The organism is Novosphingobium sp. (assembly GCF_027486195.1).
In the GTDB taxonomy this organism is placed as follows: domain Bacteria; phylum Pseudomonadota; class Alphaproteobacteria; order Sphingomonadales; family Sphingomonadaceae; genus Novosphingobium.
Genome location: NZ_JAIXPP010000093.1, coordinates 73,952 through 91,160, shown reverse-complemented (window position 1 = coordinate 91,160; position 17,209 = coordinate 73,952). Strand labels below are relative to the sequence as shown.

Annotated in this window: 12 protein-coding genes; 6 read left to right on the top strand and 6 right to left on the bottom strand. The window is 66.9% G+C overall.

Annotated elements, in window-relative coordinates; translation table 11 throughout:
- Positions 1 to 95 precede the first annotated feature (95 nt).
- From Q0071_RS17190 to Q0071_RS17170, 5 genes are all read right to left on the bottom strand, one after another.
- Positions 96 to 1,892 (bottom strand): TolC family outer membrane protein, encoded by a 1,797-nt coding sequence (locus Q0071_RS17190; RefSeq protein ID WP_298172309.1) that lies wholly within the window; start codon positions 1,890 to 1,892, stop codon positions 96 to 98.
- 74 nt (positions 1,893 to 1,966) lie between these two features.
- Positions 1,967 to 2,314: a PilZ domain-containing protein gene (locus Q0071_RS17185; protein WP_298172307.1), complete on the bottom strand. Its 348-nt coding sequence runs from the start codon at positions 2,312 to 2,314 to the stop codon at positions 1,967 to 1,969.
- 2 nt (positions 2,315 to 2,316) lie between these two features.
- A complete protein-coding gene (locus tag Q0071_RS17180; protein WP_298172304.1) occupies positions 2,317 to 3,945 on the bottom strand; it encodes a hypothetical protein in 1,629 nt (542 codons plus the stop codon).
- Between the two features lie 20 nt (positions 3,946 to 3,965).
- Positions 3,966 to 4,691: a hypothetical protein gene (locus Q0071_RS17175; protein ID WP_298172301.1), complete on the bottom strand. Its 726-nt coding sequence runs from the start codon at positions 4,689 to 4,691 to the stop codon at positions 3,966 to 3,968.
- A 92-nt stretch (positions 4,692 to 4,783) separates the two neighbouring features.
- A complete protein-coding gene (locus Q0071_RS17170; protein ID WP_298172298.1) occupies positions 4,784 to 7,024 on the bottom strand; it encodes an ATP-binding cassette domain-containing protein in 2,241 nt (746 codons plus the stop codon).
- A gap of 156 nt (positions 7,025 to 7,180) precedes the next feature.
- Between Q0071_RS17170 and Q0071_RS17165 the strand changes: the two genes are divergently transcribed.
- The 6 genes from Q0071_RS17165 (at position 7,181) to Q0071_RS17140 (ending at position 16,264) form a co-directional block, all read left to right on the top strand.
- Positions 7,181 to 8,587: an HlyD family type I secretion periplasmic adaptor subunit gene (locus Q0071_RS17165; protein WP_298172296.1), complete on the top strand. Its 1,407-nt coding sequence runs from the start codon at positions 7,181 to 7,183 to the stop codon at positions 8,585 to 8,587.
- 230 nt (positions 8,588 to 8,817) lie between these two features.
- Positions 8,818 to 11,472, top strand: a complete 2,655-nt coding sequence (locus tag Q0071_RS17160; protein ID WP_298172294.1) for a TonB-dependent receptor — start codon at positions 8,818 to 8,820, stop codon at positions 11,470 to 11,472.
- Between the two features lie 107 nt (positions 11,473 to 11,579).
- A complete protein-coding gene (ggt, locus tag Q0071_RS17155) occupies positions 11,580 to 13,316 on the top strand; it encodes a gamma-glutamyltransferase (RefSeq protein ID WP_298172291.1) in 1,737 nt (578 codons plus the stop codon).
- 4 nt (positions 13,317 to 13,320) lie between these two features.
- On the top strand, positions 13,321 to 13,854 hold the full coding sequence (locus Q0071_RS17150; RefSeq protein ID WP_298172289.1) for a GNAT family N-acetyltransferase: 534 nt from the start codon (positions 13,321 to 13,323) through the stop codon (positions 13,852 to 13,854).
- 253 nt (positions 13,855 to 14,107) lie between these two features.
- Positions 14,108 to 15,601 (top strand): phosphomannomutase, encoded by a 1,494-nt coding sequence (locus Q0071_RS17145; protein WP_298172287.1) that lies wholly within the window; start codon positions 14,108 to 14,110, stop codon positions 15,599 to 15,601.
- Between the two features lie 102 nt (positions 15,602 to 15,703).
- Positions 15,704 to 16,264, top strand: a complete 561-nt coding sequence (locus tag Q0071_RS17140) for a VOC family protein (protein WP_298172284.1) — start codon at positions 15,704 to 15,706, stop codon at positions 16,262 to 16,264.
- A gap of 18 nt (positions 16,265 to 16,282) precedes the next feature.
- Here Q0071_RS17140 and Q0071_RS17135 read toward each other — a convergent pair whose 3' ends face one another.
- A complete protein-coding gene (locus Q0071_RS17135; RefSeq protein ID WP_298172281.1) occupies positions 16,283 to 17,197 on the bottom strand; it encodes an alpha/beta hydrolase in 915 nt (304 codons plus the stop codon).
- Between the last annotated feature and the right edge of the window lie 12 nt (positions 17,198 to 17,209).

Here is a 17,209-nt window from a genome sequence, read left to right as displayed (position 1 = left end):
CGACCTCGAATGCTGGGCGGCCGGTTCTAGCGCCCGCGAGCTTAGGGCTTGGGCCGCAGCGGGCTCCGGTGATTCACGTATTGCGGCACCCGGAGTCAGTCCCCGTCGCCGGGCGCGGGCTGTTCGAGATCGGGAAGGGGCTGGCCGCCGCTGACCAGATCGAACAGCCCGCCCAGCTTCTGCAGCACACGGTATTCCGCCGCACGCAGCGCAATCTGGTTGGCGGTCTGCTTCGCCTTCGCGGCGAAGAGCAGCTGTTCGGCATCGAGCAGATCGAACACCGTGCGCCGCCCACCCCGGAATTGCTGCTTGTAGAGATCGGCAACGCGCTGGGCGGAGGCGATTTCGGCCTCGATCGTGGCGATCTTTTCGCGCGCGGCGCCAAGGCTGGCGTAATCGATGCGGATGTCCTGCTCCACCTCGCGGCGGCGGCGGTCGAGCTCGAAATCGGCCTGGCGCAGCCGCGCGGCGATGCGGCGCTTGGTCGCGGTGGCGGCCCCGCCGTTGTAGAGCCGATAGGAGAACGTCACCATCGCCCGGGCGTCGATGGCGCGGCCTGTCGCGCCGAGCACATCCTGCCGATAGTCGCTGGCAATGGAGAGGCCAAGGCGCGGCAGCGCGGTATCGGCCTGGCTGTCGTACTGCTTGTCGAGCGAGCGGCGATCCTCGACCGCCTGCGCCAGGCGCGGGCTGCGCGTGTCGATGAGGTCTACCGCGATATCGGCGCTTTCGGGCAGCGCGGCCCCGGCGGCAGGCACTTCGGCGGCGCGCAGCGGCATGTGATCGGTAAGGCGCTTGTAGGCATTGCGGGCCTGTTCGAGCGCGCTCTGCCGATCAAGCAGCTGCGAGCGCACGTTGTCGAGCCGGGTCTGTGCGCGCTCGACATCGGCGGGGGTGGTGAGGCCGAGGTCCTTCTGCACGGTGACGATGCGCAGGATCTTGCGGACCGAGGCGATTTCGCCTTCCGCCAGCGTGACAAGGTTCTGCTGGAGCAGCACGCCGAGATAGGCATTGGCGATATCGTAGGAAATCGCCTCGATCCGCTCGCGCGTGCCCCATTGGGCGGCGCGGTAGCTGGCGCGGGCGCGCTTGATGTCGTTGATGGTGACGCCGAAGTCCCAGAGATTCTGGTTGAGCGAGATCGTGGCTTCGCTGCGGAAGCGCTGGGTGGCCGCCTGCGGGATGGTGCGGGCGAACTCACGGCCCCAGGCGCCGGTCAAGTCGATGCGCGGCAGGTAGCTCGCGCGGGCTTCATTGACGGCGTAGCGCGCGTCGTCCTGCTGGGCGAGCGAGATCTGGATTTCGGGATTGCCCTTGAGCGAGGCAATGATCGCTTCGGTGAGGGATTCGGTGCCTTCAGGTGTGGCCGGTGCAAGTGCGGCAGGGGCCAGATCAGGCGCATCGGTATCAGCGACCGCCGGAGCGGATGGCGGCGCAACCGGGCGCCGGGCAGGGACCGGGCTGGGCAGATCAAGCTTCGAGAGGATAGTGCGCGGCGGGGGCGGCGCGTCTGCTGCGGCAGGCTGCGCGTGATCGAGCCGGGGAAGCTCGGCCTCCCCGCCGGGGAGCGACGCGGCTCCGTCCACCATGCGCGCGGCGAGAGTCGAGCCATCGGGCATCGGGCCCTGCGGCAGGACAGGCATGCTCACTTCGGCGAGGTCTGGTTGCGGCAGCGGCGGGGGCGGTGAGGGAGCGGTCTGGCGTGGACCGGTACCGGGCACGGTGACGAGATCGGGTCCGTCGAGACCTTCCAGCACATAGGCCAATCCTGGTGCAGGAGGGAGGGTCGGCGCAGGTTCGGCAGCACGGGCCGCAGACACCGCAAGCGCTGCGCCGGCGGCAAGGCCGGTCACGAGCGCCGTCAGCGGCAGTCTGGCAAGACGATGCGGCACCAAGTTTCCTTCATGACCTCCTGGAACCCGCCTGAATGTGGAACCGGCGTGGTTAATTGCGGCGCAAGCAGACCCTAGGGGGTAGCGCTTGCAGCCGCGTTGTGGGCGAGCAGATGCGCCAGTTCGCCATCGCCGAGCGGCTGCTCGAACCGGACACCGAAACCCTGCGGGGTCGTCGCGACGATCTCGCCGACAAGCGCGAGGCCAGCGGCCTGGACCAGCACGGCATCGCCGCGGCGGTTCATCAGATAGGCAAGACGCGGGCGAAACATCGCCCCCCCGCGCGAGAGATTGATGAGGCGGCCCTCGTAGCTCACCATCTTTTCAGTCAGCACGATCTCGCCGTCGATCCGGCAAGCATGGCGCACATCGGCGCGCGAGAACACCGGGCGGCGGCCAAACGGGTTGAAATACAGCGCCATCGTCATGCTCCGCGCTGGGCGTTGGGGATTGCTTCGCCGGCCGCCGGGAGCTTCGGCGCGGGATGCTCGAAACGCATGCCGAGGCGGCGGCGCAAGCGCTCCATTTCAAGGCGCGCATCGCCCAGCTGGACGGAATCGGCATCCGGCGGGAGCGCGGCGGCGGCGGCGAAAGTCTCGAACGCAGCGCGGTGTTCGGCGCTGCGCAGTTCAAGCCGCGCGATCGCGTCGCGGTGGTGCGCGGAGGCGACGGCGAGCCGCTCGAGCCGCCGGTCGAGCCGCGCGGCCAGCGCGCGCATCGCGCGGCGGTTGGCGACGAGACCCGCTTGCAGGTCATGGCGCAACCCCCGCGCATCGCCGAGCTGGCGGCGCGGCGAGAGGCCGAGCCAGCCGCCGATGCGGGCCAGCGCGGAAGGCGGCGACAGTGGCTCTGCCGCCGCTGGCGCGGCGTGCCGCCGGTGCTGCGCTTCGCCGGAAAGGGTGATCAGGCTATCGAGCTGACGGTGGATCTCGTCGCCATCGAGCGCGGCGGACCGCTCTGCCAGAACGCCGAGCGCGGCAAGCGTCGCGCGGATATGCGCGCGGTCGGCCGCGGCATCTTCATGCAGCGCGGTGATCTGGGCAAGCATGTCGGACTGGTTGTGCGCCAGCTGCGCCACGGCATCGGAGACCGGCCGCAGCAGCTGGCGCGGATCGGAGAGGGCGGCGACGACATCCCCCAGCGAGCCGATTGCGCCGGCAAGGCCCGCGATCTCCTGCTTGTTCGCTTGCGCGCCGTGAGCAAGGCCGATGATGGCAGCACGCAACTCGGCAAGTTCGGCGGCACCCGCCTCGATCGCGCGGCGTACTGCGCCGAAATCGCGCGAGGGGCTGGCGGAGGCCTCGGTCTGACCGGCTTCGAGCTGGGCGAGGTTCGATAGCCAGTGCTCGAATTCATTGCGCAGCGTCTTCATCGCGCTGGTCATGCAGCGCTCGAGTGCGCCAAGGACCATCGAGGTCATCAAGCCGAACAGCGACGAGGAGAAGCCCACCGACATGCCGTTGAGCGGGGCCTTCATGCCATCAATCATCTTGCCGAAGCTGTCGGCTCCGGCGCTGCCCGAAACGTCCATTGCGCCGATCAGGTCGGAGACCGAGTGCACAGTCTTCATCAGGCCCATGAACGCGCCGAGCAGGCCGAGGAACACCATCAGGCCGGAGAAGTAGAGGATGGTCGACTTGCGATCGTTGATGCGCAGGTCGACATCGTGGAGCAGCGTCTGGACGGTGTCCGCGCCGATCTCGAGATGGTCCTGCTTGCCGAGCTCCTCCGCAATCAGGCGATAGCCCAGCCCGAGCAGTTCAGGCTCGGAAAAGACCACGGCGGGCTGCGCATATGGATCGCGCGGGCGCTTGGCGCGCTCGCCGTAATCGACCTGGAGCGCGCGCAGCGCGACGACTTCGTTGCGCAGCGACAGCACGTTGCGGAAGGCGATCCCGGCTGCGACCCCGAAGATCGCGAAGATCGACAGGTTGAGCGCCAGCTTGGCCTCGACGCCGTCGATGACGAACTGATGAGCATAGATGCCGAGCCCCGAGAGCACCGCCATGATGACGGTCATCTTGAGCAGTTCGGCGCGGAGCTTTCTTTCCACGGCGGAGGTTCCGGTGGCGGTCATGGCTTGATCACCACGCGGACCATGTGCCCATCAGGCGAGGCCGCATCGGTAACGCGGATCTGGGTGGTGACATCGCCGGGGGCGAGGCCGGCGCGCAGGAGGAGATTGCGGGTCATTGCCGCGCGGTAGAACGCTACGCGCTGCGCTTCGGAGACCGAGCGCGTCTGGGGCGCAAAGGACCAGATCTCGTACTTAATTCCGGCGCGGGCCTTGCTCTTGATGAAGCTGATGACGCGGGCGGAATTGGCATCGTCATAAGTCGCGGCATTGGGCGTGAAGCCGACCTTGAGCAGGGTATCGGCGGTCGTGACCTCGACGCCCCTGGCATCGTCCGGCTGCTCTTGCGCCTTCACTTGAAGCTTCAGCGTCTCGGGCGTGTCGCGCGTGCGGATCGAGAGACGCTCGGCGCCTGCCGCCGAGGAGGAGCGCAGCACGGCGCCGAGTTCGGAGACCGAAGTGCCGGCTTCGGCATCGCGCGGAGACAGCACCGGCGCGGCACCGGGCGCGCAGGCGACGGGCTTGCCGTCCTTGCCGGTACGCTTCTGCTGCTGTTCCTGCTCGATCATCTGCTGCTTGAAATTGGCGATGACGCGCTGCGAAAGCTGCATGACCGCCGCGCTCATGATCACGAGCAGGAACGTCACCACCATGATCACGGTGGTGAGCACGTCCACGAAAGCCGGCCAGTGATTGACTTCGCTGTCGGCGGATGCGCCTGCCACGTCATGCTCCTTGGGGTGGCCGCGCGGAACGGCGCTCTGCCATGCTTAACCGGCCATAAGGTGGCCTGTTTAAGGGGTCTGGCCGGGGCTGCTCAGGCAGCTTCCCTAGGGGCCTGTTTACCATTCTGGCTTCCATTCTGACTGGCCAGCTGGGCGAGCACTTCGGCCTTGGGCCGGTCTGCCACGATGCGGCCTTCCTCTAGCCAGATCACGCGGTCGACGATTTCGAGCAAGGCGAGGCGGTGGGTTGCGACAACCAGCGTCTTGCGCCGCGTCGCTTCGGCCAGCCCGGCGATCACCGCCTGTTCGCTGGCGACATCGAGCGAGGCTGTGGGCTCGTCGAGCAGGAGAACTTTGGGGTCACGCACCAGCGCGCGGGCGAGCAGAAGCGACTGGCGCTGCCCGCCGGACAGCGCGGAGCCGCGCGGGCCGACCTGGCGCATGTACCCTTCGGCAGTGCGGGCGACGAAACTGTCGAGCGCCGAACAGCGGATCGCGCGGTCTACCACGGCAGCCGAAGGTTCGGGCATGCCGAGCAGGATGTTGTGCCAGACAGTGCCTTCGAAGATCATGGCATCCTGCGCGCTGTAGATCACGTTCCGGCGCAAGTGCGGGATGGCGAAACGGTCCAGCGCGTGGCCGTCGAGCGTGATGAGCCCGTGCTCGGCGGGGATGAGCCCGGCGAGCAGTTGCAGGAGGGTCGACTTGCCCGAACCCGACTTGCCGATCAGCGCGACGCGCTCACCCTCGCGCAGGGAGAACGTGAGGCCTGAAAGGCTTGGCGCGCCGCTTCCGCTGAACGTGTGCGAGAGGCCTGCGACCGCGAGCGCGCCGCGCACCGGGGCGAGGTTGACGGCGGGATCGGAAACATCGCGCTCTGGCTCGGTCTGGAGCAGGCCGGCCAAGGCCTGGAATTGCGCAATGCTCTGGTAGGCGCGGGCGAACATGCTGACGGTGGCGGCAACGGGCACCATCGCGCGGCCGGTGAGGAGCACGACGGCGATGAGCGCGCCGGTTGTCATCACCCCTGCCTTGATCTGCAGCACGCCGATCACGACGACCATCACGGTGACCAACTGGACGAGCAGGCCCGAGGTGGAGGCGGGCAGTTCGCTCCAGTGCCGCGCCTGCTTGCCCGCCATGGCAAGATGATCGGAAATCAAGTCCCAGCGGCCTTCGAACAGGCCTTCGGCGTGGTTGGCCTTGATCGTGGTCCAGCCGCTGGTGAGTTCGGCGGTCAGGTCGCTGCGCGCCTGGACGAGCTTCGAGGCGCGGCGGCTGGCAAGTTTCAGCGCATAGTTGCAGACCATGCCGGCGAGGACGAGGCCCAGCGCGCCGAGGATGGGGCCGAGCACGGTGAACCCGCCGATGGCCGCGATCAGCGCGAAGAGCAGGACGACGAAGGGCAGATCGACGCAAACCGTGGCGATGGCACCCGGCACGAGCAGCGAAAGCTGCTCAAGATCGCGCAAGGCGGTCAGCATCGCGCCGAAGCCCATGCCCGGCGTCGGCGCGCGGGCGCGCAGCACTGTGACGACCGCGCGGTGCTGCACGGCCTGCCCCACGCGCGTGGCGACCGCCTCGACAAAGCGCGCTTTGATCTTCTTGAGCAGCAGTTCGAACACCAGCACGAGCACGACCCCGATCGACAGCGCCCAGAGGCTTTCGATCGCGAGATTGGGCACCACCCGATCATAGATCGCGCGCATATAGAGCGGGATCGCAAGCGCGCAGAGATTGAGCAGCGCGCTGGCCAGCAGCATCTGCCCCAGCGGACGGCGCTCGGCGAGATAGGCGCCGAGCAGCCAGGCCCGGGGATTGCGGCGGATGAGATCGCGCTCGTGTGCGTCGGAGGCGCCGCTCACCGGATCGACCGGCCCGCTGTGCAGCGCCTCACCCGCCAGCAGCGGGCGCAGGGCCGCGAATGGCAGCACCTGCAGGCCTTGCGCATCGCGCACGATAACATGCTCCTCGGCGCGGCTGGTGATGAGCACCGCGCCGCCGCCCACCAAGGGCAGGACCAGCGGCAGGTCTGCAGCCTCGGGCACGCAGGGGCCGATCGGGCGCCAGTGCGCCTCGATGCCGATCCGTGCGAGCGCGAGCGGGGCGAGTTTGGCGGCCAGCGCTTCCTGCGCCATCGGCAGTGCAGCGCCCAGCGCCCCGCAGTCGTGCGATGTCCCCCGCGCGGCGGCCAGCAGTTCGAGCGCGGCGAGCATCGCGAGCGGCGTGACCAGGGGCTGGCCTTGCGCGGCGGGCGGCGGGCTGCGGCGGAATTTTCGGCCAATGAATCCTGCGCGGCGGGCTTCAGGCCGGACGGATGGCGGTGCGATCATGGCGTTTACCCTGCTTTCGCGCCGGGAGTGCCAGCTTATGGAAAACGCCGGATAAAGCGGGACCTACGGGACTGCGCGTAGCCCGGCGGCAAGCCGAAACGAGGATAATGAACGGTAAATTCTCGGCAACACTCTTGCTTTGACCGAGGTCCTGCCATGCGCTTAGCGCGCCTTCGCCAATCCCTTATCGTCTTTCTCGGCGGGGGCAGCCTGTTCGACGACTTGCGCCCCGGTGAAGCGGAGGACGTGCTGGACGGCAAGCTCGCGCTTGCCAGCCAGCCGATCGGCGCGGCGCTGCCATGGAGCGCGCGGATCGGGATCGGCGCGCCCTCGCGCCTGCTCAAGGCGCTGGCGAGCATCTTCGTGCTCGTCGTGCTGTGGATGGCGCTGTTCACCGTGGACAAGGTGACGCGCGGCGCGGGGCGCGTGCTGCCGATGGCGCAGAACCAGCTGGTGCAGCACCTTGAAGGCGGGATCGTGAAGGAAATCCTTGTTCTGGAGGGCCAGCGGGTACGCAAGGGGCAGGTGCTGATGCGCATCAGCAATGCCTCGACCGGCGCAGCGATCGAAAGCGCGCGGACCGATCTGGTCGCCAAGCGCATCATCCTCGCCCGGCTCGATGCCGAGATTGCCGGAGCAGGGAGCTTCACCCCGCCGCCGGAGCTCGCCGCGCAGGCCCCCGAGCTGGCCGCAAGCGAGGCCGGGCTGTTCGCCTCGCGCCGGGCGCAGCGGATGAGCCAGGTGGGCGTGATCAACCAGCAGGCGCGGGCAAAGTCGGCCGAAGTCGGCTCGCTTCAGGCGCGGCTCGCCAACTTGCGCAATGAGGAACGGCTGGCGATGGAGCAGCTCTCCAGGCTGGAGCGCGCCTATGCCGAGGATGCGGTTTCGGAGCGCGACGTGCTCGACAAGCGCGCGTCGCTGCTTTCGCTGCGCACGCGCATCGCCGATGTGGCCAACCAGATTCCGCAATCCTCCGCAGGCCTTGGCGAATCCGCCGCGCGGCGGGGCGAGATCTGGGCGAGCGACATGGAACAGATGCGCGCGCAAGCGGCGCAATTGCGGCTGGAACTTGCCAAGGCCGACGAGCAATTCGGCGCAGTGCAGGACCGCGTCGCGCGCGAGGAAATCCGCGCGCCGGTCGATGGCGTGATCAACCGGCTCAACGTGCGCACGGCAGGCGGGGTGATCCGCGGTGGTGAACCGGTGGCGGAGATCGTCCCCGCCGCCAGCCAGGTCATCATCGAGGCGCGCATCGCCCCCAAGGACCGCAGCAACATCTGGCCAGGCCTGCCTGCCCGGATCAAGATCTCGGCCTACGATTCCACGGTCTACGGCTCGCTCGAGGCCAAGGTGGTCGATGTCTCACCCGATGCGATCCAGGACCCGCGCGGCGGGCTCTACTACCGCGTGCGGCTTGATGCGGGACGCGCGAGCTTCGGTGCGGGCATGCCGGTGATCCCGGGGATGACCGGCGAAGTGGCTATCCGTTCGGGCCGCCAGACCATCCTGAACTACGTACTCGGCCCGCTCATCCGCATCTCGCAGGAGGCTCTGCGCGAATAGGCGCGATGACGCTTAAGGTCTTCAAACCCTAGCAAAAACGTCTGTGGCAGCGCCGCATCGAATAATAGCAAAAATGTCACACAATGTCTGGTTTCGCATCTGCGGCATGCGGATTGCCCTGCAAACCTGTTTACACTTTCAATCGAAGGAATATCCACGGCGCGCTTCATCCAGAGGCAGGCCGGGGGGCACCATAATGTCCGGCTGCTCAATTCAGGGGGTACCCTATCGTGCGAAACCTTTCCAATCTCGCCCTGCGCGGCGCGCTGCTTGCTTCGGCAGCCGCCTTTGCCGGCGTGGCCGCTCCGCAGGCCGCCTTTGCGCAGGAAGCTGCTGCAGCTCCTGACGATGCCGCCGCCGCGCAGAGCATCGTCGTCATCGGCACCCGCCGTACCGACCGCACCGTTGCTGACTCGGCTTCGCCGATCGACGTGATCAGCGCAGCTGACATCAGCTCGCAGCCGACCGCGAACCTGCTGGACTCGGTCCGCAACCTCGTACCGTCGTTCTTCGTCGGCCAGAACTCGATTTCGGACGCTTCGACCTTCGTTCGCGCGCCTTCGCTGCGCGGCCTGCCGGGCGACCAGCTGCTCGTCATGCTCAATGGCAAGCGCTACAACCGCTCGGCCCTCGTGCAGGTCTACAACGGCGGTGACACCGGCCTTTCGTTCGGCTCGCAGGGTCCCGACATTTCGGCGATCCCAGCCATCGCGATCAAGGGTCTCGAAGTGCTGCGTGACGGCGCGACCGCCCAGTATGGTTCGGACGCCATTGCTGGCGTGCTGAACTACGGCCTGCGCGACAACGCCGGCTTCGAACTCGTCGCCCGTTACGGCCAGTTCTATGCCGGCGACGGCAAGAGCTACCAGATCGCGGGCAACGCCGGCCTCAAGTCGGACCGCGGCTTCATCAACGTTTCGGCTGAATACAACAACGACGGCCGCACCAGCCGCGGTGTCACCCGTCCGATCGCCGCGCGCTTCGCCGCCGAGAACCCCTCGCTGGCCGACAAGCTGCCGTTCGCTCCGCTGCCTGCGCAGATCTGGGGCAACTCGCCGAGCGAAGGCTGGAAGGCCGTCGTCAACGCCGCGTATGACGTGACCGACAACAGCAAGATCTATGCTTTCGGCAACTTCGCACACGCCCGGGCCGAGCAGAGCTTCAACTTCCGCTCCTCGTATCAGGGCTCGAGCAGCTTCGAATACGACGATGGCAGCGGCACGCTGAAGACCGGCACCATCGGTGGCCGCAACTTCTTCCAAGTCCCCTACTACCAGACGCAGTGCCCGGCCGGTAACCCGACCTGCCCGGCTGGCGGCTATGTCAAGGACAGCAATGTCTTCAACCTGACCTCGATCTACCCGGGCGGCTTCACGCCGATCTTCGTGGGCAAGACCGATCAGGCCATCGGCACGATGGGCTACAAGGGCAAGACCGACGGCGGCTTCACCTATGACGTTTCGGCCTCGCTGAGCCGCAACTCGCTCGACCTGTCGATGTACAACTCGATCAGCCCGTCGTTCGGCGGTGCCTCGCAGACAAGCTTCGAATTCGGCAAGCTGATCCAGAAGGAATTCGACGCCAACCTCGACCTGACCTACGCGGTCGATGCTGGCCTCGCCAGCCCGATCACGTTCTCGGGCGGCGCGGAATTCCGCCGCGAAAGCTACACCTCGACCGAAGGCGATTTCCAGTCCTACGGCGCAGGCCCCTACGCGATTGCGCACGATCTCTACATCCAGACCGCACCGGGCGTGTATGCCCCCGCTGGTGAACAGACCGCATCGTATGATCCGGCTGCCAGCGGTTACGGCGGCACTTCGCCGAAGTATGCCGGCACCAGCCACCAGAAGAGCTACGGCGTATACGTGGGCGCAGAAGCCGATGTGACCAAGCAGCTGACGCTGGGTGCAGCCGGTCGCTACGAGCACTACGATTCGTTCGGTGGCCGCTTCGTCTACAAGTTCAACGGCATCTACCACGTGACCGACGAGTTCGCGCTGCGTGGCACCGTTGGTTCGGGCTTCCACGCCCCGACCCCGGGCCAGAACAACACCGCCGTGCTGACCACCAACTTCCTCCAGGGCAACTCGGTGCAAGTCGGTACCTTCCCGGTGACCAGCGACGTGGCGCAGTTCTTTGGTGCCAAGGCGCTGAAGCCTGAAAAGTCGACGAACTTCGGTTTCGGCTTCGTGTTCCAGCCGAGCAGCGCGCTGACGCTGACGGTGGACGCCTACCAGATCAAGGTCACCGACCGCATCTTCATCTCGAAGGCATTCGTGGTGAGCGCGGCCAACATCGCGGCACTGCCTGAACTCGCTTCGGTGGGCGTGGGAGGCAACGTCCAGTTCTTCACCAACTCGCTCGACATCCGCACCCGCGGCATCGACGTGGTGGGCAGCTACCGGACCGACCTCGCCGGCGGCAAGCTGAACCTGACGCTCGCCTACAACCACAACCGCAACAAGGTGACCAAGTTCGACGCCAACACGCTCGGCGATGCCCAGCGCAGCGACGCGGAAAACCTTGCTCCGAAGCACCGCCTCAACCTCCAGGGCAACTGGTCGATGGGCGCGTTCTCGGTCGGCGCGGCTGCGCGTTACTTCGGCAAGTGGCGCGTCGAGAGCGACTATCCGGGTCAGGAATTCGGTGCCAAGGTCACGGCTGACATGGACGTGAGCTACACGTTCATGGACAACTTCAAGCTGACCGTGGGTGGCAACAACATCTTCAACACCAAGCCCGACCGGATCAAGGCTTCGTCCTCGAACCCGATCTACACGCTGACCAACAGCACCGGCGACGGCCAGATCTATCCGCGTAACGGCGGTCCGTTCGGCTTCAACGGCGGCTTCTGGTACGTCCGCGCGAGCGTGAAGTACTGAGTTTGGCCCAACAGGCCTAACGCAAGGGGGCGGGGAAGTTTCGGCTTCCCCGCCCCTTTTCTTTTGTTGCCGGCAGGGGCAGAGGAAGGGCCGAGAGGATACCGACCATGGCCCTGCGCAAGACCGCAATCACCGCCCTCGCGGCACTTTCCCTTGTTTCCGGCACCAGCCTGCCCGCGCCGCTCATGGCCGCTTCGCAAGTGCCGGTAGGCGCAGAGCATGGCATGGTCGTCTCCGCCCACCGGCTGGCGAGCGATGCCGGGGTCGAGGTGCTGAAGGAGGGCGGCAATGCCGTCGATGCGGCCATCGCGGTGGCTTATGCGCTGGCGGTCACCTTCCCGGAGGCCGGCAACATCGGCGGCGGCGGCTTCATGACCCTGCGCTTTGCCGATGGCCGCACCAGCTTCATCGACTTCCGCGAGACTGCGCCCGCAGCGGCCACGCCAACGATGTATCAGGACAAGGCGGGCAAGGTGATCCCGCTGCTTTCAACGCGCGGTCACAAGGCCGTCGGCGTGCCCGGCACGGTCGCGGGCCTTGAACTCGCGCGCGAGAAGTTCGGCACCCTGCCCCGCGCGCGCCTCATGGCCTCGGCCATCAGCCTCGCCCGCGATGGCTTCGTGATGGATCAGGGCGATGCGACGTTCCTCGCCGAAGGGGCGGAGGATTTCGCCAAGGATCCGGCGAGCGCCGCCATCTTCCTCGACAATGGCAAGCCCTGGGGGAAGGGCCACCGCTTCGTACAGGCCGATCTTGGCCGCATGCTTCAGCTGATCGCCGACAAGGGCGCGGACGTGTTCTACAAGAGCGAGATCGCCGAGAAGATCGCCGCATCGAGCAAGGCGCACGGCGGCATCCTGACCAAGGCCGATTTTGCCGCCTACCGCGCCATCGAGCGCGCGCCGCTCGAATGCGACTACCGCGGCTATCACGTGATCTCTGCCCCGCCGCCGAGCTCAGGCGGGGTCGTGGTGTGCGAGACGCTGAACATCCTCTCCGCCTACCCGATGGGCGAGCTGGGCTGGCATTCGGCGCAGAACATCCACTACCTGACCGAAGCGCTGCGCCGCGCTTTCCACGATCGCAACGTCAACCTCGGCGATCCCGGCTTCGTGAAGGCCGATGTCGCCAAGCTGATCTCGCCCGATTATGCGGCGCAACTGCGCGCCGGCATCGCGGCGGACAAGGCCACACCGTCCGTCTCGCTCGGCGTGCCGGGCACGAGCCATGAAGGCGCGAGCACCACGCATTTTTCGATCGTGGATGCCGCGGGCAATGCCGTATCGCTCACCTACACGCTCAACGACTGGTTCGGCGCGCGGGTGACGGCGGACGGCACCGGCATCCTGCTCAATGACGAGATGGACGATTTTTCGTCGAAGCCCGGCGTACCCAACATGTACGGGCTCGTCGAAGGTGCCAACAATGCCATCGCCCCGGGAAAGCGGCCGCTCTCCTCGATGACGCCGACCATCGTGACGAAGGACGGCAAGCTCGCCATGGTCGTCGGCACCCCGGGCGGGAGCCATATCCCGACGGGCGTGTTGCAAGTGATGCTCAACGTGATCGACCATGGCATGACGGTGACCGAGGCGACCGATGCCGCACGCATCCATGCGCAGTGGCTGCCTGATGTGATCTTCATGGAACCCAATGCGCTGAGCGCCGAAACCCGCGCCGCGCTGGAGGCCAAGGGGCACAAGCTGGAAGCAATGGACTACTGGAACCAGGTCGCGGCGATCCTCGTCGGCAGCCCCGCGCTGGGCAAGCCCGCGGTGGGCCGTGACCGGCTCTACGGCGCAATCGATCCGCGCCTGCCGGTGGGCAGCGTGGCCGGGTACTGATGTCATGGCGTTCACCCATGCCCTCGCGCAGGAGGAGGACCTGCCCGCCCTGCGTGCACTGATGACGCGTGCCATCGAGGAGCTGCAGCACGGCTTCCTCACCCCCGAGCAGGTCAAGGCGAGCCACCAGATCATGGGGCTCGATACCCAATTGGTGAAGGACCGCACCTACTTCATGATCCGCGATGGGGGCGCGCTCGTCGGCTGCGGGGGGTGGAGCTGGCGGGCGACATTGTTCGGCGGGGATGACAGCATCGTGGCACGCGAACCGCTGCCGCTCGATCCGGCGAAGGACGCCGCGAAGATCCGCGCGATGTACGTCGATCCCGCCCACGCCCGGCGCGGCATCGGCAAACGGATCATGGCCCTGTGCGAGGACGCGGCGCGCGCGGCCGGGTTCAGCCGTGCGGAACTGATGGCAACACTGGCCGGTCTGCCGCTCTACAAGGCCTGCGGCTATGCCGAGATCGAGGCGGTCGAGGCCACCTCGCGCGAGGGCGTGAAGGTCCCGATCATTCGCATGGGCAAGCCGCTTTAAAGGCGCTCTGCCAGCGACGTGCACCTGGCGGCAGGCGGCCCTGCAGGAACAAACCGGCCCCGCCCGCCATTTTGCCCAAGCACACCGCGCAGAGCACACCGCTTGGAGCATGACCTGCGACGAGCCGCACGACTTCGGTCTTGAACCTTGCCGCGCGGCAGGCGAAGAGCATCGTGCATCTGCGCCCCTGCGATCGGGCTGCGTGCACGCACCTGCACCGACCCGGTGCAGGCAAACGGATCGGGACAATCGCATGGCGCAGATTACGGTGAAGGACCTCATGGCCGAAAGCGGCGTGGCTTTCGGGACGAGCGGCGCGCGGGGCACCGTCGTCGCGATGACCGACCGGGTCTGCTACGGCTATACGCGCGGGTTCCTGTCGTACCTTTCCGGCCTTGGCGAGTTCCAGCCCGGCGGCCGTGTGGCCCTTGCCGGAGACCTGCGCCCCAGCACGCCGCGCATCCTTGCGGCCTGTGCCCGCGCTGTCCGCGATTGCGGCGGCGTGCCCATGTTCTGCGGCTATGTGCCGACACCGGCGCTGGCGCTCTACGGGTTCGCCGAAGGCATGCCCAGCCTGATGGTCACCGGCAGCCATATCCCGGCGGACCGCAACGGCATCAAGTTCTACCGGCCCGCCGGAGAAGTGCTCAAGACGGACGAGGCCGGGATGTCCGCCCAGTTGGTCCCGCTGCCGGAGGGCACTTTCACGGCGGAGGGCATGCTGACAGAGGCGGAAACGCTGCCGCCGGTTACCGATGTGGAGACCGCCTATGTCCAGCGCTATCTCGATCATTTCGGGCCGGGCGCGCTCAGCGGCAAGCGCATCGGGATCTACCAGCATTCGGCGGTTGGGCGCGACATTCTCGCCCGCATCGTGCGCGAGCTTGGCGCGGAGATCGAGCTGCTCGGGCGCTCCGATACGTTCATCCCGGTCGATACCGAGGCGATCCGCGATGAAGACGTCGTCCTCGCGCGGGACTGGGCGCGCGGCGGGACGCTCGATGCGATCGTCTCGACCGATGGCGATTCCGATCGCCCGCTGCTGGCAGACGAAGCCGGCACCTGGATGCGCGGCGATGTGCTCGGCATCCTTTCGGCAGCCCGCGTCGGCGCGACGGCGGTTGTCACGCCCGTCAGCAGCAACACCGCGCTCGAACTTTCGGACCTCTTCCCTCGTTGCCGGCGCACGCGGATCGGTTCGCCCTATGTGATCGCCGCCATGAGCGAGGAGCAGCACGCGCCATCCGATGTGGTCTGCGGCTATGAAGCGAACGGCGGCTTCCTGCTCGGCTCAAACATCACCGGCGCGGGCGGCGGGACGACCACGGCACTGCCGACGCGCGATGCGGTGCTGCCGATCCTGCTGGTGCTGACCGCATCAGGCGGGAGCGTTTCGCAGCAATTGGCGAGCCTGCCGCAGCGCTTCACGTTCAGCGACCGGCTTCAGGCATTTCCCCCGGCGCTCAGCGAGCAGCTCTTCGCCATGCTCAAGGCGGGTTCGGCGGCCGAGCAGCTGGCGTTGCAGACGCGGTTATTCGGGGCCTTTGCCGGCGAGGCGACCATCATCGACGCGACCGACGGAGTCCGCGCGACGTTCAGCAGCGGCGAGATCATCCACTTGCGCGGATCGGGCAACGCGCCCGAACTGCGATGCTACACCGAGGCGGACAGCGAAACGCGCGCCGCCGCGCTGAACCGCGATGCCCTGACCAGCGTGACGGCGGCGCTCGGCATGCCTGCGAATTGAGCCGGCGGACCAAGCGCTTCTGACAGCAGACGACGCGCCGTTCCGGGGATATCGATCAAGGCGCTTCGGAAAGCCGGGGCGCGTTCTGCAAGGAGTGATCGCATGACCCGGTCCTGCCAGCTGTTTCAGCATGCCTATTTCGTGAAGAGCATCGACGCGGCGGCGGAGAAGTGGGCGGAGGCGTTCGGCGCCGGGCCCTTCTTCATGGCGCGCCACCATCGGTGCGAGGAATTCACCTATCGCGGCACTGCGGTCGAGGCCGATGTCTCCTACGCGTTCGGCTATCTCGGCGATACGATGATCCAGTTCATCGAACAGCATGACGACCAGCCGTCGATCTACCGCGACATGTACAGGGACGGCGAGGAAGGCTTCCACCACATCGCCTATCTCGTTTCCGACTTCGCCGCAGAGCGCCAGCGCTGGCTCGACATGGGCTACGCGCTCGCGACCGAACTCTACGCCGATCAAGTGAATGCAGCCTATTTCGACACCCGCTCGCTCAACGGCGGCTTCACCGAGATCCACGGCGATCCGCCCCATATCATGGGCTTGTTCGGCGTATGGAAGCGCGCGCACGAAGCCCGCGACGCAAACACCCCGGCGACGGTCGAAAGCGGGGCCATCAAGACCTACCAGCGCGCGCCACTTTTGCCGAAGTGATGTTCGCAACCAACAGGCTTACGGCTGCGGCTGTTTCAGAAACTCCGATGCCTCGATGATCGCCTGTTCGGCTTCCGGCAGGATCCCGACAAAGACCGGCCAGGCATGCGGCATGCCCGGCCACAGGCTCAGTTTGAGCCAGGCACCCGCCTGCCAGACCGCATCGGCAAATCGCACCGCCTGTTCGCGCAGTGCCTCTGCGCCGCTTGCCTGAAGCAGCACTGGCGGAAAGCCTGCCAGCGTTTTGGCAGTGGTCCTCAGAACCGAGATTCTGGGGTCGAGCAGGTCCATCCCCGGAGCATACATCTGCGCCACGCCCGCCGTGGACGAGGGGTCCACCACCGGATCCCTGAGCGGCGCGGCAAATCGATCAGCCGGCAGGTCCGGCGCAAGAAACGGTGACACGAGCCAGAGCGCATGTGGCACCTGCAATCCTTCTTCGATGCAGCGGGCAGCGACGGCAACGGCGAGATTCCCGCCGGCAGAATCCCCCGAAACCGCCACTCGGGCGGTGCCTTGTCCCTCTGGCCCCATGACCTGCGCATGGGCCAGCGCCGCCATCGCATCGTCGAGCCCGGCTGGGAACGGGTGCTCGGGTGCCAGGCGATATGCTGGCAGCAGCACCGCCTGCCCCGTTCGGTAAGCGATTTCGGCCGCGAACGCGCGGTGGCTGGAAATCGAACCGGCAGACCAGCCACCGCCATGCAGATGTACGATGCGCTGGCTGGTCGAGGCGCCGGGCGGCACCAGCCATTCGGCCTCGAGCGAACCAATCATGATCGGCAGACGGCGGCACGCGGCCAATCCTTCACCAGAGGCACCCATGCCGTAGTCTTCGACCATGGCGCGCATCGCCGCCAGCGGGCTGTCCCCGGCAGCGGGCGGCGATGCGAGGTGGGCAAAGATGCGGTCAAGATCGGGGCGATCGGCCATGGGCATCACTTC

Coding starts and splice junctions, on each gene's coding strand:
- Q0071_RS17185 (WP_298172307.1), bottom strand. CDS start 2,314: ATGGCGCTGTATTTCAACCCGTTTGGCCGCCGCCCGGTGTTCTCGCGC.
- Q0071_RS17170 (WP_298172298.1), bottom strand. CDS start 7,024: ATGATCGCACCGCCATCCGTCCGGCCTGAAGCCCGCCGCGCAGGATTC.
- Q0071_RS17165 (WP_298172296.1), top strand. CDS start 7,181: ATGCGCTTAGCGCGCCTTCGCCAATCCCTTATCGTCTTTCTCGGCGGG.
- ggt (WP_298172291.1), top strand. CDS start 11,580: ATGGCCCTGCGCAAGACCGCAATCACCGCCCTCGCGGCACTTTCCCTT.
- Q0071_RS17150 (WP_298172289.1), top strand. CDS start 13,321: ATGGCGTTCACCCATGCCCTCGCGCAGGAGGAGGACCTGCCCGCCCTG.
- Q0071_RS17145 (WP_298172287.1), top strand. CDS start 14,108: ATGGCGCAGATTACGGTGAAGGACCTCATGGCCGAAAGCGGCGTGGCT.
- Q0071_RS17140 (WP_298172284.1), top strand. CDS start 15,704: ATGACCCGGTCCTGCCAGCTGTTTCAGCATGCCTATTTCGTGAAGAGC.
- Q0071_RS17135 (WP_298172281.1), bottom strand. CDS start 17,197: ATGGCCGATCGCCCCGATCTTGACCGCATCTTTGCCCACCTCGCATCG.